The organism is Bacteroidales bacterium, from assembly GCA_026418905.1.
In the GTDB taxonomy this organism is placed as follows: Bacteria; Bacteroidota; Bacteroidia; order Bacteroidales; family DTU049; genus JAOAAK01.
This window is the reverse complement of the sequence record JAOAAK010000044.1, coordinates 1-24,072: the sequence shown is the minus strand read 5'-3', so window position 1 is coordinate 24,072 and position 24,072 is coordinate 1. Positions and strand designations below refer to the sequence as shown.

The 24,072-nt window shown below is 34.2% G+C and carries 20 protein-coding genes and 1 tRNA gene; 13 read left to right on the top strand and 8 right to left on the bottom strand.

What is annotated here, in order from left to right; translation table 11 throughout:
* A partial coding sequence (locus N2Z72_08530; GenBank protein ID MCX7697718.1) for a hypothetical protein occupies positions 1–412 on the bottom strand: 412 nt, incomplete at its 3' end.
* On the bottom strand, positions 409–738 hold the full coding sequence (locus N2Z72_08525) for a hypothetical protein (GenBank protein ID MCX7697717.1): 330 nt from the start codon (positions 736–738) through the stop codon (positions 409–411). The genes N2Z72_08530 and N2Z72_08525, both read right to left, overlap by 4 nt.
* Before the next feature lie 64 nt (positions 739–802).
* Here N2Z72_08525 and N2Z72_08520 point away from each other — a divergent pair, with 64 nt between their 5' ends.
* On the top strand, positions 803–2,425 hold the full coding sequence (locus N2Z72_08520; GenBank protein MCX7697716.1) for a hypothetical protein: 1,623 nt from the start codon (positions 803–805) through the stop codon (positions 2,423–2,425).
* On the opposite strand, the gene N2Z72_08515 is transcribed toward N2Z72_08520, so the two are convergent.
* Genes N2Z72_08515 through N2Z72_08505 form a run of 3 tightly spaced genes read right to left on the bottom strand, consistent with a single transcriptional unit; the run spans position 2,426 to position 7,808 of the window.
* Entirely contained in the window at positions 2,426–4,453 is a 2,028-nt protein-coding gene (locus N2Z72_08515) for a tetratricopeptide repeat protein (protein MCX7697715.1), read from the bottom strand.
* A gap of 2 nt (positions 4,454–4,455) precedes the next feature.
* Positions 4,456–7,341 (bottom strand): serine hydrolase, encoded by a 2,886-nt coding sequence (locus tag N2Z72_08510; protein MCX7697714.1) that lies wholly within the window; start codon positions 7,339–7,341, stop codon positions 4,456–4,458.
* Positions 7,338–7,808, bottom strand: a complete 471-nt coding sequence (locus N2Z72_08505; protein ID MCX7697713.1) for a hypothetical protein — start codon at positions 7,806–7,808, stop codon at positions 7,338–7,340. The genes N2Z72_08510 and N2Z72_08505 overlap by 4 nt, the downstream gene beginning before the upstream one ends.
* Before the next feature lie 65 nt (positions 7,809–7,873).
* Here N2Z72_08505 and N2Z72_08500 point away from each other — a divergent pair, with 65 nt between their 5' ends.
* The 6 genes from N2Z72_08500 to N2Z72_08475 are packed head-to-tail and all read left to right on the top strand — an operon-like array spanning position 7,874 to position 14,459.
* The gene (locus N2Z72_08500) at positions 7,874–8,560 is read left to right on the top strand and encodes a hypothetical protein (GenBank protein ID MCX7697712.1); all 687 of its coding nucleotides are present in this window, start codon (positions 7,874–7,876) and stop codon (positions 8,558–8,560) included.
* A 24-nt stretch (positions 8,561–8,584) separates the two neighbouring features.
* Positions 8,585–11,140, top strand: coding sequence for a DNA translocase FtsK (locus tag N2Z72_08495; protein MCX7697711.1), 2,556 nt, complete (start codon positions 8,585–8,587; stop codon positions 11,138–11,140).
* Positions 11,137–11,772 carry an outer membrane lipoprotein carrier protein LolA gene (locus N2Z72_08490; GenBank protein MCX7697710.1) on the top strand — a complete coding sequence of 212 codons (636 nt, stop codon included), beginning with the start codon at positions 11,137–11,139 and terminating at the stop codon, positions 11,770–11,772. Before N2Z72_08495 ends, N2Z72_08490 begins: the two co-directional genes overlap by 4 nt.
* Positions 11,769–12,215, top strand: coding sequence for a hypothetical protein (locus N2Z72_08485; protein ID MCX7697709.1), 447 nt, complete (start codon positions 11,769–11,771; stop codon positions 12,213–12,215). The genes N2Z72_08490 and N2Z72_08485 overlap by 4 nt, the downstream gene beginning before the upstream one ends.
* Positions 12,216–12,220: 5 nt before the next feature.
* Positions 12,221–13,339, top strand: a complete 1,119-nt coding sequence (locus N2Z72_08480; protein MCX7697708.1) for a glycosyltransferase — start codon at positions 12,221–12,223, stop codon at positions 13,337–13,339.
* On the top strand, positions 13,320–14,459 hold the full coding sequence (locus N2Z72_08475) for a glycosyltransferase family 1 protein (GenBank protein ID MCX7697707.1): 1,140 nt from the start codon (positions 13,320–13,322) through the stop codon (positions 14,457–14,459). Before N2Z72_08480 ends, N2Z72_08475 begins: the two co-directional genes overlap by 20 nt.
* On the opposite strand, the gene N2Z72_08470 is transcribed toward N2Z72_08475, so the two are convergent.
* Positions 14,460–14,534: transfer RNA gene (locus N2Z72_08470), tRNA-Val, on the bottom strand.
* Between the two features lie 65 nt (positions 14,535–14,599).
* Between N2Z72_08470 and lysS the strand changes: the two genes are divergently transcribed.
* Genes lysS through N2Z72_08455 form a run of 3 tightly spaced genes read left to right on the top strand, consistent with a single transcriptional unit; the run spans position 14,600 to position 20,088 of the window.
* A complete protein-coding gene (lysS, locus tag N2Z72_08465; GenBank protein ID MCX7697706.1) occupies positions 14,600–16,333 on the top strand; it encodes a lysine--tRNA ligase in 1,734 nt (577 codons plus the stop codon).
* An 8-nt stretch (positions 16,334–16,341) separates the two neighbouring features.
* Positions 16,342–19,677, top strand: a complete 3,336-nt coding sequence (mfd, locus tag N2Z72_08460) for a transcription-repair coupling factor (GenBank protein ID MCX7697705.1) — start codon at positions 16,342–16,344, stop codon at positions 19,675–19,677.
* A gap of 42 nt (positions 19,678–19,719) precedes the next feature.
* Entirely contained in the window at positions 19,720–20,088 is a 369-nt protein-coding gene (locus N2Z72_08455; protein ID MCX7697704.1) for a helix-turn-helix domain-containing protein, read from the top strand.
* Between the two features lie 8 nt (positions 20,089–20,096).
* Here N2Z72_08455 and ndk read toward each other — a convergent pair whose 3' ends face one another.
* On the bottom strand, positions 20,097–20,516 hold the full coding sequence (ndk, locus tag N2Z72_08450; GenBank protein MCX7697703.1) for a nucleoside-diphosphate kinase: 420 nt from the start codon (positions 20,514–20,516) through the stop codon (positions 20,097–20,099).
* 40 nt (positions 20,517–20,556) lie between these two features.
* Between ndk and N2Z72_08445 the strand changes: the two genes are divergently transcribed.
* From N2Z72_08445 to N2Z72_08435, 3 genes are all read left to right on the top strand, one after another.
* Positions 20,557–21,588, top strand: coding sequence for a DHH family phosphoesterase (locus N2Z72_08445; protein MCX7697702.1), 1,032 nt, complete (start codon positions 20,557–20,559; stop codon positions 21,586–21,588).
* Positions 21,561–22,088 (top strand): FKBP-type peptidyl-prolyl cis-trans isomerase, encoded by a 528-nt coding sequence (locus N2Z72_08440; protein ID MCX7697701.1) that lies wholly within the window; start codon positions 21,561–21,563, stop codon positions 22,086–22,088. The genes N2Z72_08445 and N2Z72_08440 overlap by 28 nt, the downstream gene beginning before the upstream one ends.
* Before the next feature lie 85 nt (positions 22,089–22,173).
* A complete protein-coding gene (locus N2Z72_08435) occupies positions 22,174–22,959 on the top strand; it encodes an FKBP-type peptidyl-prolyl cis-trans isomerase (protein ID MCX7697700.1) in 786 nt (261 codons plus the stop codon).
* On the opposite strand, the gene N2Z72_08430 is transcribed toward N2Z72_08435, so the two are convergent.
* The gene (locus tag N2Z72_08430) at positions 22,956–23,369 is read right to left on the bottom strand and encodes a hypothetical protein (protein MCX7697699.1); all 414 of its coding nucleotides are present in this window, start codon (positions 23,367–23,369) and stop codon (positions 22,956–22,958) included. The two genes, N2Z72_08435 and N2Z72_08430, sit on opposite strands and share 4 nt — an antisense overlap.
* Between the last annotated feature and the right edge of the window lie 703 nt (positions 23,370–24,072).

Sequence of the window (24,072 nt, the reverse complement as noted above, 5' to 3'; positions counted from 1 at the left end):
GACATGAAGCAGGTAGGAAGCCAGCATTATCCACAATTAAATAAACAGTAGTACCTGCCGTTAAATATAGGGTAGTTGTCCCATAGTCCCAACATCCATTCAAAAGATTTGTAGAAGTATTACTGCAAGCTGACATAAGGAAGAAATCAGGATTACCAGCTGTTTGATTCATGAGAAAATTATAGTAACCATCAGCAGGAGCGGTAAACGAAAAAACAAACTCATCGCCCGGTTCATTCCATGCACATCCAGTATAATTTGACCAATCATTACCGGTGGTTGGCAAATTAGTCAATGTGTAGAGAGTACTAAGTGTCATGGATTGAATAGAAGAACATGGTTGGGAAGATAATTGGAAAACGTAAAACAAAAATGCAATTATGAATGTGACTTTTAAAAAAAACAATTTCATGGTTTATTTTCTTTTAAATTTTTTATATAATTTTCTAATTTCGAAATCTTACTTTGCAAAATATATTTCTCTTGACATTCGCAATTATCGAATCTTTCTATCTCTTTTCTTAATAGTTCAAGTTGATCTTCTAATGAAGATATTTCGGAAGATTTTTTAAGATCGTAACTTGAAAACTCTTGGGGATTATTGACCAATTGCATTTTAAGTATGGGTTTTTCGTCTCGTATAGAAATGTCATATTTAATTGAATCAATCGTCACTTGCGAAAGAGCTATGTGACAAAACCCCAAAATGATAAGATTAAATAATATAATTTTCTTCATAAAACTTTTTGTACAAAAATAGTAAAAATTTATGAAAAAAATACATATAATTGTAAAAAAAAACATGAAATTTTGTTCTTTTTTCTTAGGAGTAGTTATGTTTGTTAGTTGTGTCCAACTTTACTCCTTCCCTGGCGAAGTTAAGTTGACCTTAGCTGCACCAGGTGCAATATGCACAGGTATTGCTTGGGATGGTAAATGGCTGTGGGTTGTTGATCAGAAAACGATGAAAATTTTTAAGCTTAGAGAAGATGGTTCCGTAGTTAGATCAATCCCTTGTCCATCATTTTGGCCAACGGGACTTGCGTTTGATGGAAAATATCTATTGCTTACTGACGAAAGAGGGGGGATACCTAAGATTGACGATTACTATCAAGGTTTTTTATACAAAATCGACACTGCTAGCGGGAAAATTTTACAATCGCAAGAATTACCATTTTCGAGACCCATGGGTATTGTATTTGATGGAAAATACATGTGGACTGTTGATGAAGCTTCTAAAAAACTTATTAGCTTTAATGGTAACGATGGAACTGCGATTGTTGAATTAACTTATCCTGCACCTGGAAGCAAAGGATTGGCTTACGATGGAAAGTATCTTTGGATAGCCAATCATCTGCGAAACGAAATATACATGGTAGACCCAGAAAATGGTTATGTGCTAAATACGTTGGATGCACCAGGTGAGTATGTCCAAGATATAAGTTTTGCTAGTAATCATCTTTGGGTCGTGGACAGTCAAAGTGACAGTATATACAAAATCATTCTCAAAGATGGGCAGAAATGGAAAAGATCAAAACCAAGAAAAGTTCAATTAACATTCATTCATGAACTTTATAATTTTGGTTCTTCAAAAATTCTCGAAGCTAATTTTTATATTGCCATTCCTGAAAATTCTCTTCATCAAGAAATAGAAGGTGGTATTTCTTATTTTCCCACCGAAGCTCTAATTTTAAAAGACGACTGGAATCAGCGGGTGGCACATTTTCAAGCTTTGAATATAGAAGCCGGTCATAAAGCCTCGTTTGAAATGAATGTAAAGGCGACCCTTTATGATGTGCGTTATTTTTTCTTCCCTGAAAAAACTAAGAAGCCATCAGAGCCACCTGCAGATATCAAAAAACTGTACTTGCGAGATGATGAAAAGTTCGACATTAAAAATCCTATTATTCAACAGGCTGTAAAAGAAGCTATTGGCTCTGAAACAGACCCATTTTTCAAGGCATGGAAGATATACTTGTACATCATTCAAAAATTACATTATGAAAGAGTAGGAGGTTGGAATCCAGCTCCTACAGTACTTGCAAGAGGATCTGGTTCTTGTTCTGAATATTCTTTTGTTTTTGTAGCTATGTGTAGAGCAGCAGGCATACCAACTCGTTTTGCTGGTTCAGTGGTAAAAAGAAGTGAAGAAAGCGATATGGACGATATTTTCCATCGCTGGGTTGAAATTTATTTACCTGATTATGGGTGGGTGCCTGTCGATCCATCGGCAGGTGATCAAACCTGGCCTGCTGATATGGCTCGATACTTTGGTCATGTAGGGAACGGTTATCTTATCACAACCCTTACTGGTGGCTATTCACCCTATCTTGGATGGAATTACAACGGTTTTGCCACCTGGACAACTGAATCGGGAGCACTTGTCTATCATCAAATGTATGGTGAATGGGATATTGTAAAATAATCATTTCGTTTTTTGTTGTATTTTTTGGTAAAGTTGAGGAGGTATAGTACAACCGTATTTTTCCCCTTGTTTAATTTCTTCGAGGCTTTCGTTCCACTTTTCTAAAGAAATGAGAAGATATGCTTTGTTTATTCGACTTACACAATTGGCAGGATTATGTCGTATGGCCATGTCATAATAGAACAATGCCTTGTCATAGTTTTTCAATTGCTGATAGGCTAAAGCTTCCCAATCCCACACTTCAGCAAAATTTTTATGATATTGTTGAGTAAGATCGAAATAATAAATAGCTGAATCCATTCGTTGTTGATGAAAGTGGGCAAGTCCTAGCCAGTAATAAACTTCATAATCCTTGGGATTTAATGCTTTCGATCGGTGCAGATGTAACAAACCTTCGTCGATACGATGAGTTTTTACCAAGGCTATACTTTTCCATAAAATGGCTTTGGCGTCGTTTGGTTGAATCTTAAGGTAACTATCATAATCGGGAATGGCTTCTTCGTAACGCTTCAGTGTACTGAGTGTATTAGCACGTCCTAAGAGAGCATCTTTGTTTTGCGGATCAAATCTGATTACTTTATGAAAATCGGCCAATGCTTCTTCAGGTTTCCCGATGTTGTAGAGCAAAATGGCTCGATTGAGATATGCCTGATAAAATGTGGTGTCTAACATAATAGCACGGGTATAATCTTCGTAAGCTTTTTTAACGTACAAATCCTTTTTTATAGGATGATCTTTATATTTTTTAATAGCATAATAATCCCAATACAAAAAGCCTCGATTGTTCCATGCAAAAGGACTTTTGGGATATTTCTTCAGTACATCTGTGAAAAGAACATCTCCGTTTTTCCAATACCCAATACGATTCCAGGTAAAAAGGGCAAGTAAAACTAGCCAAATTCCTAGGAGAACGTTCGTTAATTGAGTTTGCTTAAAATTATTGAGTATAGCAAGTAGCGAAAAAGATAATCCTAGGTATGGTACGTAAGTGTACCTATCAGCAATTAAAGCTCCACCTACAGGAACCAACTGTATTACAGGTGCTATTACGACGAAAAAAAAGAGTAAACCTGCAGTAAGTTCTTTATTTTTTCTTCCATAAATTAGGTAGGCAGAAAGAAGAATTAGACTTAAAAAAGGCAATACATAAATATACCAAGGGAAGAAATCATCTGTCTTCAAAGGATAAGGATGAAAAGCACTAAGTTTGAATGGAACGAAAAACTTAATTAGATACAATAAAATTCCATAGTTAACAAGTAAGAGTTGTTCCCACCATGCAATTTTATCTTTTAAATTCTGAATAGCTTCTTCTTGGCTTTGTAGAGCAAGTATCCCAAAAAGAAATGAAAGCAACAACCACGGTAATTTTTCAATGAATACAGATTTCGTCAATTTTCTTTGTTTTAGATAGTCATAAACAAAACAAACAACAGGAAAAACTACAGCGTTACTTTTAGACAGAAGAGATAAAATGAAAAAAATAGTTACATTGAGATAAGAAATTAATTTTTTATTCGATAGCCAATCAAGATAAATGATCGAAGCTAATAGAAAAAAGAATGTATAAAGTACATCTTTACGTTCCGATATCCATGCGACACTCTCTACATGCATAGGATGCAAAGCAAACAAAAAAGCAATGATTAGACTTACATAATTATTTGAGGTGATCTTATATAAAAGCTTGAAAACCAATATTATATTGATTAAATGAAACAACACATTGATTATATGATACCATGTCGGATTTTCACCAGCAACGGCATAATCAATCGCATATGAGAGCATCGTGAGTGGATGATAGTTGCTCATGTAAAATTTCGTTAGCATAAGCCAAATGTTTTCCCAAGTAATCTTTTTAATGTATTCATTTTTAAGAACATATCCAGCATCATCCCAGTTATATATAAATTCAAACTGAAAAGTCTGAATATAAGCAAAAAACGTAAGGAAAACAATTCCCGTGAGCCAAAGATAAGGTCGATTGTTAATAAAATTTGGAGAGTAATTACCTTTCGAAATCATAATCAATCTTTTAAAATGGCTTTATATGCAAATTCATGTAATTTTCCACGCAGATTGGTATCTCTTATTTTCCAATTATCAGCAGATGGATACACCCGGTTGGACAAAAAAACAAAAACTAGTTGATGAGTTGGATCCGCCCAAACAAATGTTCCGGTAAAACCAAAATGTCCAAAGCTTTTAGGAGAGGCAAACGATGTAACATTTCCTCGCATGTTGGGTTTGTCAAATCCCAAACCTTTATAGTTTTTATCATAAAAGGTGTTGGTAAATTTCATGACAGTTTCAGGTTTAAAGAATTGAACATTTCGATATGAGCCTTTGTTCAGAAGCATTTGCATAATAACGGCAACATTGTATGCATTTGCAAAAAGCCCCGCATGACCTGCTATTCCGCCTAACATAGCGGCAGTCTGATCATGAACATAGCCATGCACAAGTTGCTTGCGGAAAACAGTATCTATTTCCGTAGGAACAATTCGTTCGAGAGGATACCAATGTTTTGGATTGAATCCGATGTAGTTCAAGCCTAATGGGCGGTAGAAGTTTTCATATACATATTGATCAAACGGTAATTGAGTAATTCTTTCGATTATCCATGCCAGTATAATGAAACCCAAATCGCTATATCTCATCCCTTGATTAGGATTCAGATTGATCGAAAACAAGATCTTTTTTATTGAATCAGAAAAGGAATTGAGCAAAAACAAATCTTTAGCTACCTCAATGCTATGAAGAGAATCAGGAGAATTCGTATAATATTTCGAAGAAGGTTTCTTATGCTCAAGAGTTCTTTTATAGAAAGCAATGTATGGAGGAAATCCAGCTGAATGCGTCAGGATTCGAGCAATATTGGTCTGACCCACGGAACTATTCCGAAGCTCGGGTAAATAGGTTGATATGGGTTCTTCAAGTGTTATTTTTCCTTCTTCATAAAGCTTCATGATAGCAAGGGTTGTTGCTAAAATTTTGGTCAAAGAAGCCAAATCATACAAGTCCTCTAAACTAACCGTCGTATTTCCTTCATATGTATGTTTGCCAAAGGCTTTATGGTAAATGATTTGATTTTTCCATCCGATGAGCACTTGACACCCTGGAATAACACCGTCTTTGATAGATTTCTGAACGAGAATATCAATAGAATCTAAATAGTTTGAATTCAAATCTTGTTTTACAAAGTAATCCTCTAGCATGTTTGAGAAAAAATTAGTACGAATTCCATATCCATCTTTAAATTGTTGATTCAGAAAAACTGGAAGTTTCCCTTCGAAGGGGTAGATACCACTTAGGTTACGTGCTATAGTCCAATCAACAAGACTGTCTCTCTCATAGCTTACCACGATAGCCTTAAAGACATTTATCTTATCAAAATAATTTACATGATAAGGATTTCTTGTTAGAATCAAGATAGAAGGTTTTAGAGTAGCCAAATCGTAGATTAAAGGTAGCCAAGTGGTATAAAATTGTTCTATTGCATTTTCTTTCAATTTACGAGGCAAATAGATAATTAATGCATCGATATTTTTTAACTTCTGCTTAAGTGTTTCTAAGATTTTTTCTTTTTTTGAAGTAGTATCAATGATTGAAAAGTTCGAAAAAACCAAGAATTTTTTTAATTCTCTATGAAATATGGAAAAAGTATCCGGGTAAAATGAAATCACAGCCCATCTCAACGTTGGATTAATTGGAACAAAACTATCATTTTTTAAGAGTGTAATACTCTTACTATAAACAAGCCTTTTGAGTGTATCAAAACGCGTTTGATTAATTTTATTATTCAAACCTGTAGTATCAATTCTTAAATTAGTAGAAAACAAACCAGACTTAAGTTTGTAATAGAGAATTTTTCTTACTTTTTTGTCTATGAGTTTTTCTGGTAATTTATTATTTTGAATGGCAAATTTTATTGAGTCCAAAGCAATGTAAACGTTTCTAGGCATGAGAAGAATATCGTTTCCGGCTAGTAGGCACCCAACTTCAATTTGACCAGCTTTGTTATTTTTCAAGATGCCTTTCATAGTCAATGCATCCGTAAAAATAAGATTTCTATAACCCATTTTTTCAATAAGTAAATTTTGGATAATTTTCGAAGAAAGGGTAGAGGGGTGTTTTTTTTTGTCAATTGCAGGTACATACAGATGCCCTATCATAATTCCCCAGTCTCGGCCTTCTTGAATAAGCTTCTGAAACGGCATTAAGTGTATTTCAGTAAGTATTTGAGAATTGTCTTTGATTTCGGGTAAAGTTTTATGAGAATCTTCATGAGTATTACCATGACCGGGAAAATGTTTTAAAACGTAATAACAACCTATACTGGATAACCCGTCAATATAAGCTCTAGCAAAAAGCACTACTGCATTAGGATCTGATCCAAAAGAACGATTGCCGATAACAGGGTTAAGGGGGTTATTGTTAACGTCAACTACAGGAGCGTAGTTTATTTGTATTTTAAGCTTTTTACACTGCTCACCAATTGCTTTAGCAACCTGGTAAGTAAGCATTGTATCCTGAGTAGCAGCTAATGTCATTGCTCGTGGTAAGGTTATTGCATCCTTTAACCTCATACCAACTCCATATTCTGCATCCATCGAGGAAAAAGGTGGTATTTTAAAAAGGGAGATAATTTTATTGTGAATGTCAGCATGACTTTTGATCGTTCCCTGAAAGTAGATTAAAAAACCAGGTTGAACAGTTTGAATCGTATCTATGATTTTCATTACGTATTTTTCATCTCTATTGGAGTAAACAGGAAAAGCAATAAGCTGACCAATTTTTTCTTCCACTGTCATGCAACGCAAAAGACTATCAATGAATTTTATCGTATCAAGCTGTGATCTGATGCAAAAGCTAATAGAGTTTAATAAAAGAAAAATAAAAAATCTTTTCATGTTTTACCTTTACGGTAAAGTTTGAATTTTTCGATGTTTTTACCATCTTCGGTGTAAATCCAGGATTTAAGGATTAGATAATCCTTTTTAACAACATATTCAACCCCTTGATCTTCATTTTTAAAAACAACTTTTCTTTTTCTGGCTTTATGAAGTTTTAGGCAGGTTATGTTTTGAATAATATATTTTCCGGCTTGTGAACAAAGAAGAATTTGATTATGTTGAGAAAAAATACGATGTGCCTCGTAATAAAGTGTGTCTTTTGGTGAATATATGACAGTAATACCTTTTATACTATCATCGACATGTTCCCATTTTTCCAAATAATATATATCGCTTTCAACTGAAAACCATACGTCAGAAAAAATATTTGTTTTTCGTAGGAAGTCTTCCACTTTTTGAGGTGTTCGGCAGGAAGAGAGTAGAAATAGAGTAACAATGTGTAAAATATATTTGGTTAATTTCATTTTCTTTTTGCAAAAATAAAAATTTAGGATTTCATGTTTTTTTTACCTTTGCAAAAAGAAGAGGTATGAAAAGATTATTTTTCTATTTTTTTATATGTGCAATTTCATCAACATTGGTTTTTTCCCAAAAAAGCAAAACTAAAGAATTTAAGGGTATTGTCAAATATTCCATTTCTTACGACGGAAATTGGGATCCCACCATACTCGCTCAACAACCTAAGAGCATGGAATTAAAAATCCTAGGGAAAAAAAGTTTAACTGAAATGATTTTGCCTGGTGTAACTCTAAAAACCATTAACAATGGTAAAGATTCAAGTCAGATTGTTTTAATTGATGCTGGTTCTTATGGAAAGTTTTATTTAAAAGTAACGAAGGAGAAATTTATTGAAAAAATGAAAGAAGCATCTCCTACCATTAATTACCTTGATGAAACCAAGCAAATAGCAGGTATGGTCGCTCATAAGGCTGAGTACATTGTCAAAGACGAATATGGTGAGGACAAGACGTATGTAGTTTACTACAACGAAAGCATAGCAGGTCCTGAATATAATTTTTTGAATAACTTTCCAGGTCTTAAAGGTTTTCCCATGGAGTACACCTACGAAACAGAGGAAGGAAAAGTCACTTTTACTGTTACCGAAATAATTACCAAAAAAGTTAAAATAAAAGAAACGGATTTCCTTATTCCTTCCGATTTTAAACAAATATCAGAAGACGAACTTAAGCAAATGTTTGGTGGCGGTGAGGAATAAAATTTCCTTAAAACTACCCCCCTCATGAAAAAGTCTGGAAAAGGTGAAGACCTTGTCAATAAATTTGCAACTCCAAAAAATCATCAGAAAGACCTAACACATGGTGAGGGTGACTTTTCATTAAAAAAATTTTTTAAAATTTTATTTTCCAAAGATGCTTTTTTAGTTTACTCACTTTTGTTATTCCTCTTTAGTCTATACGTTCTTATTTCATTTGTATCTTATTTATTTACGTGGATGGAAGATGATATATGGCTTCAAGCCCTGGGAAAAGATTCAACAAACTTCAACATAACACCTGCCAATGCTGGAGGTAAAATTGGGGCTTATCTTGGGTTTATTTTTGTAAAACAGTCGTTTGGAATCGGTAGTTTTGTTTTACTTACTTTTCTATTTATTCTCTCTTTACGAGGGATGTATCTGATCAAGTTAGATATGATCAAAACTTTTTCAATGTCGATTGTTTTAACTTTGTTTTTTTCTATCCTCATGGCATTCCTTTTTTATGATCAACCTGTTTTGGGAGGTCTCATAGGAAAAAACATTATCAACTTGCTTCAAAACTTATTCGGAAAAATATTTACAGGTATAATTTTATTTTTAATAGCGTTCGTTATAACTTTTCTTTTGATTCCACGATATATTAAGAAGTTTTACAAAAAACTGTTTACTGATGTTAATAATGTTTCTACTTCTACCTCTATGAATATTGAAAATAATTCTGCAAAAATCACAATAGAGCCAGAACTGGCATCAACTGAACAAAATTTGTCTACAGAGCTTGATAATGTTTCTGCTACGGAAGTTCTTTCAAAACCTGTGTCAAAAGCAACAGAAATTGAACTTGACCTAGAAGAAGACGTTGACACAGTTCCATCATATTATGATAATATTTCCAAGGAAGTATCAAACGAACTTTTGGAGGCCGAAGTTGAGGATAAAATAAATAGCTTTGAAAAAGAAAGAAAGGTTATACCACTAAAATTAGATGACCAGTTACCACCTTACTTAAATAAGAGTGTTCTTCATGACGAAATTAGTGATGACAATTTTGTTGAACATGTAGAAAATCCGTTTGAAATTCTGAAAAGTTACAATTTTCCTTCCCTCGATTTGCTTACTTATCATGGTCGGGGAGAGACGGGAGTAACTCGAGAAGAATTAGAAGAAAATAAGAAAAAAATTATAGAAACTCTTCGTAACTACGAAATTGACATCGTAAAGATCAAAGCTACTATAGGACCGACCGTGACCATGTATGAAATTGTTCCCGCACCTGGTGTCAGAATTAGTAAGATTCGAAATCTTGAGGACGATATAGCTTTAAGTCTTTCCGCTTTAGGGATCCGTATCATTGCTCCCATACCTGGGAAAGGTACGATTGGCATCGAAGTTCCTAACCAGAAAAGAGAAATCGTCTCTCTTCGAAGTATGTTGGAAACAGACAAATTTCAGAACCACTCTGGAGAATTGCCTTTCGTTTTAGGAAAGACCATAACCAATGAACCTTTTGTATCGGATCTTGCAAAGCTACCACATCTTCTGATTGCTGGTGCTACAGGGCAGGGAAAGTCCGTCGGACTTAATATTATTATCAGCAGTTTACTTTACAAGAAACATCCAAGTCAATTAAAATTTATTCTCATTGACCCCAAAAAGGTTGAGTTGGCTCCGTACAACAAATTAGAAAATCATTTCCTTGCTAAACTTCCCGATGAAGTAGAACCAATCATAACCGATGTTTCAAAGGTAGTTAAAACACTCACTTCTGTGACAAAATTAATGGATTGGCGTTACGATCTTCTGAAGGAAGGTGGTGTAAAAAACATTGTTGAATATAACCAGAAATATCTTCAAAAGAGGTTAAATCCGCAAAAAGGACATCACTACATGCCTTACATTGTGGTTGTTATAGATGAATTTGCTGATTTAATCATGACCGCTGGAAAGGAAGTTGAACTACCTGTAGCTCGTATTGCCCAACTGGCTCGTGCCGTGGGTATTCATTTGATAATTGCTACTCAGCGACCCTCTGTAGATGTGATCACTGGCAAAATCAAAGCTAATTTTCCTGCTCGTATTGCTTTTCGTGTCTCGTCTAAGGTGGATAGCCGCACTATCCTGGATTATAATGGTGCAGAGCAGCTCATAGGAATGGGTGATATGCTTTACCTTCATGGAAACGATTTTCTCCGCATTCAGTGTGCCTACGTTGATACGGATGAAATTGAGAAAATCGTGGATTTCATTTCTAATCAGCCAGGATATCCACACCCATTCTTACTCCCTGAAGTTTCAGAAGAAGAACAAGGTGAGAGTTTGCAAGATGTAGCAAATCTTGATCGTTTATTTGGGGATGCAGCTAGGATAGTTGTGTCCTCTCAACAAGGTTCTACTTCGCTTCTGCAAACAAGACTTAATATTGGCTTCGCTCGAGCACGACGTATCATTGAGCAACTCGAACAAACTGGTATTGTTGGCCCGCCTCAAGGAAGCAAGCCAAGAGATGTTCTGGTCAAAGATCTAAATCATTTGGAACAATTTTTGTCAAACCTTCTAAATAAAAATACGATATCATGAAAACCCTTTTCATTGTAGCATTTAATATTTGTTTTTTCATTCTTCAAGCTCAAATTGATGATCCAAAATCAAAGGAAATTTTACAAAAACTTTCTGAAAAATACAAATCATATGAAACTATGAAGTTTGAATTCACCTTCACTATCTCAAATCCTAAAAACAACGTTAATGAGTCCAAAAACGGTAGTATTTACATTAAGGGAGATAAATACCGTTTGTATCTAGACAATCAAATTATTATATGTGATGGAAAAACTGTATGGACATATATCAAAGACGAAAATGAAGTACAAATAAATAATGTAGATACGAATAATCTAAATACCCCCCATAAAATACTTACGGCTTATGAAAAAAACTATCGTTCCAAGTTTATCAAAGAAGCACCCATGGGCAACAAAATCATTCAAACCATAGATCTTGTCCCATTAAAAACTCAGTCGTTCTATAAAATAAGACTTGAAATAGATAAAACACAAGGTATTTTGTATCGTTCCACCATTTATGATAAAAACGGTTCAACTTTTTCTTATACCATAACTAATTTTTTAGAAAACCCCAAAGTATTCGAAAGCAGATTTACTTTTAATGAAAAAGATTACCCAGGGGTTATCGTAAACGATATGCGATGAAGTTATACTTGCTTTTGATACCTTTTTTCGTAGCTTCATGCTTCTTTCCTTTGCTTAAATTCCAAGATAAACCTTTTGTCAAAGTTCAGTTTTTTTATCGATATCCCTATTGTGGCGGAGTTAAGCCAACGGAAGAAATGCTTGAATGGTATAGTCGGGAACATCCTCTTTCAAATACATACTTAATTATCAGTTATGACAATCGAAAGATCACAAAAGTAACTACCGATTCTGAAGGTTACGTGATGCTAGACACAGCGTTTAATTTAATTACCATCATGCTTGATTCGATCCATTTATGTTCTCATCTACCTGATCCAAGTTGTAAAAAATATTATCAAAGTCCCATTAGTGTCGTTGATCATAAGGAGATAAGAAATCTTAAAATAACACTTCAATTTCGTTGTAATCCTTGTGAACCTTTTAACGGGAAACGTCCTTAAGTCACATGAAAATCATAGTTCTTGTATCAAATGATTTGGTTACTGACCAACGCGTGAAACGCACGTGCTCTCTCTTAAAAGAAATGGGGCATGAAATATGTGTCTTAGGAAGGCTCCTTCCTCAAAGCATGGATGCGAGCCTATTTGGTTTTCCTTCTCGACGGTTTAAATTACCATGGAATAAAGGTTTCCTTTTTTATGCATCTCTCAACATGACGTTTTTATGGTATCTATTAAAACATCGTTTTGACCTGGTTTGGGCCAATGATTTAGATACACTCTTACCTGCTGTGCTTGTTAGTAAAATCAAACGTAAAAAAATCGTTTATGATAGTCACGAATTCTATCTTGGTGTACCTGAATTAAAAAACAGAAAATTCGTTGCTTGGGTTTGGAAATTAATAGAAAAATTTTCTTTTAAGAATCTATCATGGATGATAACGGTAAATGATTCAATTGCTCGTATTTATAGGAGATTATATGGTATTGAAACTCTAGTTATAAGAAACGTACCTATTAGGCGGGATAATTTAACCCCTCTTTCACGAAAGGAACTTGGTCTGCCAACAGATACTTTTATTTTAATTATTCAAGGTAGAGGAATTAACATTGAAAGGGGAGTAGAGGAAGCAATACTTGCCATGAAATGGGTACATAATGCTTTACTTCTTATTATTGGAGATGGTGATGTATTTTCATATCTTCCTGATCTTGTCAAACGAAACAATTTATCTGATAAAGTTCGTATCATCCCACAAATGCCGCCAGAAAGATTATACCACTATACAGCAAATGCAGATATTGGACTTACGTTGGATAAGCCACTGAGTATCAATTACAGGTGCAGTTTGCCAAATAAATTATTTGATTACATACATGCTGGTCTTGCTGTCCTAAGTTCGGATCTATATGAGTTGAGAAAGATCATTTATAGATACGATGTTGGTTTAACCATTTCAGCACACGAACCGTCACATATAGGGGAAAAAATTAATTATATGTTATCAGACCCAGCCAGATTATCTTATTGGAAAAAAAACGCACGACGTGCCGCAGCAGAATTACATTGGGACATAGAAAAAATAAAGCTTAAAGAAAAACTTGATGAATACTTTACATTGTGATAGGTATTTGCATGTAGTTGCGTTCGATATCCCATGGCCCGCCAATTATGGTGGAGCTATTGATATTTATTACAAATTGAAATATTTGCATAAAGCTGGAATTAAAGTCATCTTGCATGTATTTCAATATGGAAACAGATATCCATCGCCAGAAATAGAACGGTTGTGTTATAAGACATATTACTATCCAAGGGATGGCTGGTTATCTTTATTTTCAAAAAAACCATACATAGTTTATTCAAGAAACGATAAAACCTTACTTGGTCATCTTCTTCAAGACAATTACCCGATTCTTTACGAAGGAATCCATACTACTTTTTTTATCTCGCATCCATCATTGCACGACAGGAAACAATTTATACGAATGCATAATGTTGAACATGAATACTATAAATCACTTTCTCGGACAGAAAAAAAATTGCCATATAAGATTTATCTCTGTCTTGAATCAGTAAAACTTAAAAATTACGAAAAAAAGATTCTTCCTTATGCAAATGGCATCCTTGCTATTTCACCTAAAGATGTCATACACTATCAACAGTATCATTCTCAAGTTTTTCATATTAGTGCTTTTCATCCATTTGACGATGTAGTCGTTTCAGACGAAGCTGAACCTTTTGCTCTTTACCATGGCAGTTTAGATGTGAGTGAAAACAGTTATGCTGCTGAATACCTTATCAAAGAAGTTTTTTCATCTCTTTCAGTCCCCTTTTACATTGCTGGAAACAAACCGCCACATCGTCTTGTTAAACTTGCCCAAAAATATCCTCACATTAAATTATTGCAAAATCTAACCCAAACCGAATTTGAAAATCTTATTTCAAAAGCACAAATAAACATTTTACCAACTTTTCAGGCAACAGGCATCAAGTTAAAATTATTGTATGCTTTATACAGAGGAAAACATGTCATTGTTAATTCGAACATGGTAAGAGGTACTCATCTTGAAGAACTTTGCTACGTTGCAGATAACCCTGAAATGATGAAAAAAATTATTCAAGATCTTTTTAATAAACCATTTTCATCGCATGAAATATTACGTCGAAAAGCTATTCTTGAAAAAAACGGATTTTGTAATTCAACCAAAATTAAAAATATGATCGATATTATATTTGGTTAGTGGGTTGTACTGGACTCGAACCAGTGACCTCATGCCTGTCAAGCATGCGCTCTAAACCACCTGAGCTAACAACCCAAAAGCCTTGCAAATTTAATAATTTTTCTTAAACAATAAGAGGTTTAATTAATTTTGCAAAAAAAATGCATTTAAGTGAACAAGAAGTCATCAGGCGTGAAGCTCTAAATCAATTACGTTCGTTAGGAATAGAACCATATCCAGCCGAGCTTTTTCCCGTAAACATTACTATTGAAGAAATCAGAAAAAATGCTGAAAGTTTTGCCCAGGAAAAAAAACAGGTATGTGTTGCAGGAAGGATCATGCTTCGTCGTATTATGGGTGCTGCTTCTTTTGTGGATATTCAAGACGAAACTGGTAAAATACAATTATATATCAAAAGAGACGACATCTGTCCTGGCGATGATAAAACCCTGTATAATACGGTTTTCAAAAAGTTACTCGACATTGGCGATATCATTGGAGTAGAAGGTTTTGTTTTTTTTACAAATATGGGAGAACTTTCTATCCACGTTCAATCATTCAAATTGTTAAGCAAATCTCTTAGACCTCTTCCCATAGTCAAAGAAAAAGACGAAAAAACTTTTGATGCTTTCACTGATCCAGAACAAAGATATAGGAATAGAACTGTTGATCTTATTGTCAATCCATGGGTAAAGCAAGTTTTTGTTCAACGTTCTAGAATTATCAAACTCATTAGGACATTTTTGGATGAGCGTGGCTACTTAGAAGTAGAAACTCCCATTCTTCAACCAATATACGGTGGTGCAACAGCGCGACCTTTTGTAACTTACCATAATGCCTTACACACTAAACTTTATTTACGAATTGCCAATGAGCTTTATTTGAAGCGGCTTGTGACAGGCGGATTTCATGGAGTTTATGAAATAGGTAAGGATTTTCGAAACGAAGGCATGGACCGTTTTCACAATCCTGAATTTACTCAACTTGAATTATATGTTGCTTATAAAGACTATATATGGATGGCTGAACTCGTCGAAGAAATGATTGAATATATTGTTCAATCCTTATTTGGAACTACTAAAATCGTGTATGACGAAAAAGAAATTGATTTCAAACGACCATGGAAACGGTTGACGATGTATGATGCTATTCAAGAGTATACGGGTTATGATATCAGTAATGCTGATGAGCAAGAACTAAAAAGAATTGCCCAAAATATCGGGATTGAAATCGATCCTTACATGGGGAAAGGCAAAATCATTGATAAAATATTTGGTGAAACGGTGGAACCCAAACTCATCTCACCGACATTTATCATGGATTATCCGATCGAAATGTCTCCTCTTGCCAAAAAACATCGATCAAAACCAGGATTAGTTGAAAGATTTGAAGTGATTGTCAATGGAAAGGAGCTTTGCAACGCTTATTCTGAGTTAAATGATCCTATAGATCAGAGAGAACGTTTCATCGAAGAACTTAAGTTACGCGAAAAAGGTGATGAAGAAGCTATGGTCATTGATGAGGACTTCTTAAAGTCCATGGAATATGGCATGCCTCCCATGGCTGGCCTTGGCATTGGTATTGATCGACTTACCATGTTACTTACCAATACAACTTCTATACAGGAAGTTATTTTCTTCCCTCAAATGAAACCCGAGAAAAGGCAAATTTTTTCTGATGAAGATTTTGTGCAACTTGGTATTGATAAAGACCTTATTCAATTTTTCCCTCATATTGGCATCAATGGGCTAGAAGATTTAGCTCAGAGTCGTTCTTCTAAACTTTTTGCCGATCTTAACGTTTTAAAAAAGAAGATGAAACTAAACATTACTATCCCTGATGAAAACATTGTCGAAGAATGGATATTAAAAGCACAAACAAAACTGAATGAGTAAATTCCCATATGAAATTTTTTTCCGACTTGTTCCAACTTGAAGCGTTTAAGAAGTTAGGGGCCTATCTTTCAGAACCATCGATACGTAGGATTAAGATTCAAGGAGTAGCAGGTTCTTCCTTACCATTGATTGTTTTTTACGTACAAAAAATATATCCTGATTATCATCAACTTATTGTATGTGATGATCTTGACGAAGCATATGATTTAATGGATGATTTTAAATCATTTTCGCAACTAGAGGAAAATTTCAAACAACATATTCGGGAAATTTGCTTTTTCCCAACACCTTATAAAAGCAAATACAATATTTCACACGAAAACAAACATCATCTCCTCCATAGAAACAAATCTATACTCCATTATTATCAAAACAAGCCTTTAACTATTATTTCATATCCACAGGCTTTTGTTCATCCAGTACCTGCAAAAAAAATTGTTGAGCAAGAAAAGGTTACACTTCACATTGAACAAGAAATTGATCCATTGTTTTTGTCCGAGTGGTTGCAAGAAACTGGTTTTATCAGGTCAGACATGGTAAGTTCCCCTGGCGAGTTCAGCATGAGAGGGAGTATCTTGGACGTTTTTTCCTTTGCCGAAGATTATCCCGTAAGAATCATTTTTGACGATAATGAGATTAAAAAAATTAAATATTTTCATCCAATTCATCAACTAACGATTAGGAGCATTGATAGTATAACTCTTTTACCTGATTTGAAAAAAAATTCAATATCTCCCGGGACAAATTTTTTATCGTTACTTCCTCCTGAAAAAACAATCGTTTGGCTAATCACAACTCAATTATCCGAGCTAATAAAAAAGGAAGAGTCTATTCAGCAACAAATAAATGAAAATACCGAGTTAAAGTTAGTGAACTTAAATGAAATTTTGCTTGCCCTTGATAGCTTCGTGCATGTTTCTTTATCTGGATTGTCTGATTATGTAGTAGATTTTCACTTTAAATCACAGCCATTGTTTCATGGGAAGTTCGATTGGCTTATACGTCAAATTATTGAAGATGGCAGATTAGGATGGAAATATTATATATTTTCGACCGACAAAAAGCAATTATCTCGTCTTGAAAGCATACTTGAAGATTTAAGTAGCGAAGATGATGATATATTTTCCTTCGTACAACTTAAGGAATTAAACCTCAATGAGGGTTTTGTAGTTCCTGACTTAAAATTAGCATTTTATACCGAGCATCAACTATTTAAGAAAGTTAAACAAAATCTTTTTTCTTCTTCGTTCGATCAGCCTGACCAACTTTCTATTGAAACGTTAATTCATCTTCAACCTGGAGATTATGTGGTTCACATTAACCATGGAATAGGAAGATTTGCTGGTCTTGAAAAAATGATCATTAACGGAAAAGAACAAGAAGTTATTCGCTTAATTTATCGCGACAACGATGAAGTATATGTTAACATTCACTCACTACATAAAATTTCTAAATATGTTGGCAAAGATGGGCAAATCCCCCAACTGGACAAATTAGGGTCTCAAGCATGGCAAAACAAAAAAAACAAAATCAAAAAGAAAGTAAAAGACATAGCTCGAGAACTCATTCAACTCTATGCTAAACGGAAAGCTTCCAAAGGAATTGCTTTTTCACCTGATAATTACCTACAGTTCGAACTAGAAGCTTCTTTTATGTACCAAGATACACAAGATCAGATAAGGGCTATGCAGGAGATCAAAGAAGATATGGAAAAACCCGTTCCAATGGATAGACTTCTCTGTGGCGATGTTGGATTCGGAAAAACAGAACTAGCCGTGCGAGCTGCATTTAAGGCCGTACTTGATGGGTACCAGGTGGCCGTGCTTGTTCCAACAACTATTCTTGCTTTTCAACATTATCAAACATTTCGTGAAAGACTTGATCAATTCAATGTACGCATTGATTTCTTAAGTCGTTTTAAAACTCCCGTAGAACAAAAGGAAATCATTGAAAAATTATTTCGAGGGGAAATCGACATCATCATAGGTACACATAAGCTTCTAGGTAAAGAAATACGTTTTCATAATCTCGGACTACTTATTATTGATGAGGAACAAAAATTTGGAGTAGTTGCTAAAGAAAAAATTCGTATGCTTAAGGAGAATGTCGATACGTTAACACTTACAGCTACTCCTATACCACGTACGCTTCAGTTCTCCCTGATGGGGGCGCGAGATATGAGTTTGCTTAGAACACCTCCTCCTAATCGATATCCTGTCCATACCGAGGTATTGCCATTTTCACCTGATTTGATCAGAGATGCTATTCGTTTTGAGTTAAACAGGGGTGGTCAAGTTTTCTTCATACATAATATCATCCAAAACATAGACGAGATAGCTCGTCTTATTCACGAACTTGTTCCAGAAGCTAAAATCGCTGTAGCACACGGACAAATCAAGGCATCAGAACTTGAAAGCATCATGTTGGATTTTTATCAGGGAAAAACTGATGTACTCGTATCTACGGCCATTGTCGAATCTGGCCTCGATATTCTTAATGCCAATACCATTTTCATTAACAATGCTCATATGTTTGGACTCAGCGATCTCCATCAACTAAGAGGCAGAGTAGGGCGTTCTGGTCGAAAAGCTTTTTGTTATTTATTCACACCTCCCGATTTTTTACTAACTGAATCTGCAAGAAAACGTCTTCGTACCATCATGGAATTTTCAGATCTTGGAAGTGGTTTTCAGATTGCTTTGCGAGATCTCGATATAAGAGGAGCTGGAAATTTACTAGGTGCCGAACAAAGTGGTTTTATCACAGAAATAGGTTTCGAAATGTATCAAAAAATTCTTGATGAAGCTATTCAAGAACTTAAACGTGATGAATTTGCTGAGTTATATTCCGAAGAAAAAGATTTGAACTACGTCAGTGATGTTAATATTGAAACAGATCTATCTATTCTCATACCCGATACATATGTTTCGTCCTCTCATGAAAGGTATTTATTATATAAAAAACTAAATGATCTTACTGATCAAGATGAAATTCAGCAATTTATTGATTACCTTCAAGATCGTTTCGGACCAATTCCTCCTGAAACTTTATCACTTTTCGATGTGATTCGTTGTAAATGGAAAGCACGAAAAGCGGGAATTGAAAAAATAATCCTAAAAAAGAATGTATTATACTTTCATTTTGTTCAGGATAAAAACAATCCATTTTATTCTTCTCCCATTTTTAATAATCTCCTTCAATTCGTATTAAAACATGCTAAAAGAACGCTTCTTCAAGAAACTGAAACAAAACTCGTTTTCAAGATGCATCCTGTTTACAATTTTAAACAAACGTCAGAAATCATTGATGAAATATTATCCTGCAATACAGTCTTAATCCAGTAACAATTATTTTTATATTTGTAAACAGTAAAATTTTGTTCGTTAATGAATGAAAAAATTCAAATGATCATTGATTGGGCAAAAATGTCCCCATCGGCTTTTTGCGATATGATAGGTATTCAACGTTCTGCGTTGACACATATTATGAATGGAAGAAATAAGCCAAGTTTAACATTGATTGAAAAAATTCTTCGAAAATTTCCTGAAATTAATCCCGATTGGTTAATATTAGATAGGGGACCTATGTTAAGGGAAAAAACAAATTCCGAGAATCAAATTGATAAGAATGAAACGAACAACAATGTAAATATAAAAGAACTAAAATGTACCAACTTCGAACAAAAAATTAAAAGTATTATTCTCGTTTTTGACGACAATACGTTTGATGAACTAATACCAAGAAAGAAAGTATAATTTTAGAATTAGAATATTTCTTCCTTAGAAAAAACCAATTCAATTTCACGGATGGCAGTTTCGTCGCTATCAGAGCCGTGAATTGCATTGGCAAGTACGGATGTTCCAAATTTTCCACGAATAGTTTCAGGCCCAGCAAGCTTTGGATCTGTAGCACCCATGAGTTCTCTAAAAGAGGCTACTGCGTTATCTCCCTCAATGCAAGCTACAACAACGGGACCTGATGTAATAAACTCGATTAAAGGTTCGTAAAAATCTTTTCCTTGGTGAACTTCGTAGAATTTTTCGGCCAGTTCTTTCGTAAACTTCATCATCTTAAGCCCTCTAATGCGGAATCCGCTAGCACAAATGGTGTGCAGAATAGCACCCACATGTCCGGATTCAACGGCCTTGGGCTTAATCATTGCCAAAGTAACATTTCCTGCCATAGATTTTTTTTTAACTTTGCAACTTCAAAAATAGTAAATTTTGGAAAAAGAAGTTTTTCAAAAACTTAAGCAACTTATACAACAGCCAACTCTTAAGGTTGTCATCCTTAGTCACACTCATCCAGACGGTGATTCTATTGGATCATCTCTAGCATTGCTTATGCTGCTTCAAAAGTTAGGACATCATGTACAGGTCATCTTTCCAGATGATATACCATCCTATTACCTCTGGATGCCTGAAATTGACAAAATTTTGATTGCAAGAAAAGAATTAGAAAAATGTAAAAGCTGTATAGAAAGTTCGGATGTGATTTTTTTTGTTGACATGAATGCTTTGCATAGAACTGACATTCTTGCCGACTATCTTTTGACTGTAAAAAGTGCCAATAGCAAAATATTTATTCTTATAGATCATCACGAAAACCCCGAAAAAATTTTTGAAATTGAATTAACAACTATTCACATATCGTCGACATCAGAGATCTTACTTGAATTTATCAATTACCTTGACAAAAGCTTACTGGACAAAGATATTGCAACATGCCTATTTACGGGAATTATTACAGACACCAATCGATTTGCTTACGGGAACTTTACAGATAAAACGTTAGAGTTAACTGCAGAGCTTATGCGATATGGAATTTATCCCAAAGAAATCCATGAAAAAATATACAACACTTATACGGAAAGTAGACTAAAGTTGTTAGGGTATGCTTTACTTGAAAAACTAACAATCCTTCCTGAATTTAAATCTTCATATATGACACTTTCTAAGGCTGAGTTACGAAAGTTTAATTACCAAAAAGGTGATACAGAAGGACTAGTTAATTTTGGTCTTAGAATTCAAGAAATTGGTATAACTGCATTATTTTTGGAATTTGAAAGATACATTAAAATTAGTTTTCGTTCAGAAGAAAAATATAATGTAAATTATATAGCAACAAAATATTTTCAAGGTGGAGGACATCGCAATGCCTCAGGTGCTTTTTTTTACGGCGACATGGAAAGTGCTGTATCTTTGTTCATAAAAGCTTTGGATGAAGCATGGAAAAATGGTTATATTTTGCAATAATGATTGTTTTTCTTAGTTGTCAGGAAAAAAGATCGGAAAATAGGCCTGAAATTGACCCTACCAAGTATAATAAAGCTTTAGAGAAAGCCAACCAATATTATTCACGTTCTGATGAGATGCAAATCGAAGATTATTGTGCCCGTCACAATATAAATCCTATCAAAACATCTTCTGGCTTGCGCTATCTAATTTTGGAAAAAGGGAAAGGGTCTCCCATTGAAGAGAAAGATGAAGTCACATTCCATTATCACATACGCTTAATTAATGATGTCTTGATCGAGTCTTCTAGAGATAAAGGTCCAAAAAAAATTATTGTTGGATATAGTTCAGAAATTTCTGGTTTAACTCAGGGCTTGCAATTATTATGCGAAGGTGATAGAGCTCTTTTTATAATACCTTCACATCTTGCTTATGGTTGGGTCACAGAATCGGAAAACATTCCACCAAAATCTATACTCATTTATGAAGTCAAAGTTGTACAGGTTAAAAAACCTTCTTAATGAATTTTTTTTGATATTTCTTCTGCTAATTTTCTCTTGTAAAAAAAATCAAAGTGATTTCGAGCAAATCGATCGAAATTTGTTCATGAAACAAGTTCATGTAAGTAAAGATAGCTTACAGATCCAGGAGGGGGATATTGTTTGTGTTTCTATGCAATACGCTACTTTAAAAGACAGTATTTTTTTCGATTCAAAAAAAGAAATAACTCCTATTTGGATTCCTATACATCGTCCATCATTTGAAGGTGACATCATGAAAGGGCTTTTAAAGATGCACGTAGGAGATAGTTGTATTTTTAAAGTTCGTGTCGATTCGTTCTTTGTAAAAACAATGGGATATCAGACAATTCCAGAATATCTTCAGGACGATAGCATGATGTATGTGAGAATCAAGATTTTGGAAAGAAAAAGCAAAGAAGAATTCGAAGTTGAAAAAAAAATCATCGAAGATAATTTGCGAAAACAATACGAATTATTGCGTGAAAAAGAACAAAAAGATTTACAAACTTACCTTGAAATTAATCAAATTAAAACTAACCCGTTACCATCGGGTTTATACTATATTCCGATAAAGCAGGGTTATGGGAAAAAGCCTGTTCCCGGACAGAAAGTGCTCGTTTTTTATGAGGCTACTTTTATTGATGGTCAGATTTTCGACAGAACCGACCCATTCAATCCTATCGTTGTTATTGTAGGATCACCCGACTTGATTGAAGGATTTAATGAAGCATTGTTACATATGAGGGAAGGGGAAAAAGCTCAATGGATAATTCCAAGCTCTAAAGCTTTTGGTAAAAGTTCCATTGATAGTCCAATTCCTCCTTATACTACTTTGATATTTACTATTACCTTGTATAAAATATTACCTTAGTCCAACTTATCTAAAAAAATGGAATGTGGATATCCTTTGATATTAAGATAAAAAGGTCTCGATGAATTAAAATTGTCTAGACTGAAAGCACAATAATGCTTGAAAGCTTTTTTCCCGGGAGTATAATTTTTCATATAGGGTTCAAATGTAGTTTTAGGCGGATAAGTTTTGATCCACATGGAATTCCACACCAGATCAAATTCTGCAGCTTCTTTGGCATGGTAGGAAAAAACAACATACAACAACTCATTTTTTTCGTAAACGGTATCAATCTTAAATAAAGTTTCACTACTAGATGAGGTAAAAGTATTCTCACGCAAGATATCTTTTGTGGGTTGTTCTATTTTTTTGACTTTCACTTTACATGAAAACAAAACGATTAACATGATAAATAAAATGTAATTTTTCATGAACGGAAATGTTTTATTTATGCAATAAGATAACAAAAGTAAAAAATTTTTGAGAGCAAAGTTTTTTGTTTGAAATTTTTTTTGATTCACACAAACATAATTTTGGAGTATGCTTTTTTTTTACAGAAGAAAATATAAACTACATATTTTGCTTATTGATTAAGTCATAAGAAAGTCAATAAGAAGAACAGAGTCATTAATTCCATTAGTTTAGTTCACCATACATTTAGTGCATTCCGAATGTGTAAAGCTACAAGGAAAAAATAATTTTGTTGTATATGAAAAAAGCAAGAATTACCTTGTTCAATTAGATGAAGAACTTGTTACACTTTTCAGTGATGTTGAAGATGATATAGGTTTTTTTTGCGTTACGAGACATGCAGAAGACGAAGATTTGCGAATACGTTGATATGAATTATGATCAATGCTAAAGAGTAAATTTTTTTTGCTATGTGATAACGAATGAACAAAAGTTAAAGGCTCATAGTAAAATTGTTTAATTTTACCGATTGAGTCATGAAGAAGTAAAATGGACGTTACAAAAAAACATCTAGTTTTCTTGTCTGCATGGTATCCATCCCCATGTGATAAAATGTTTGGTCTTTTTGTACGTCGACATGCAGAAGCTTTATCTGAAAAATATAGGGTTACTGTTATTTATCCCAGTTATTGTAAAGATATCAAGACAGGTATTTTTACAATT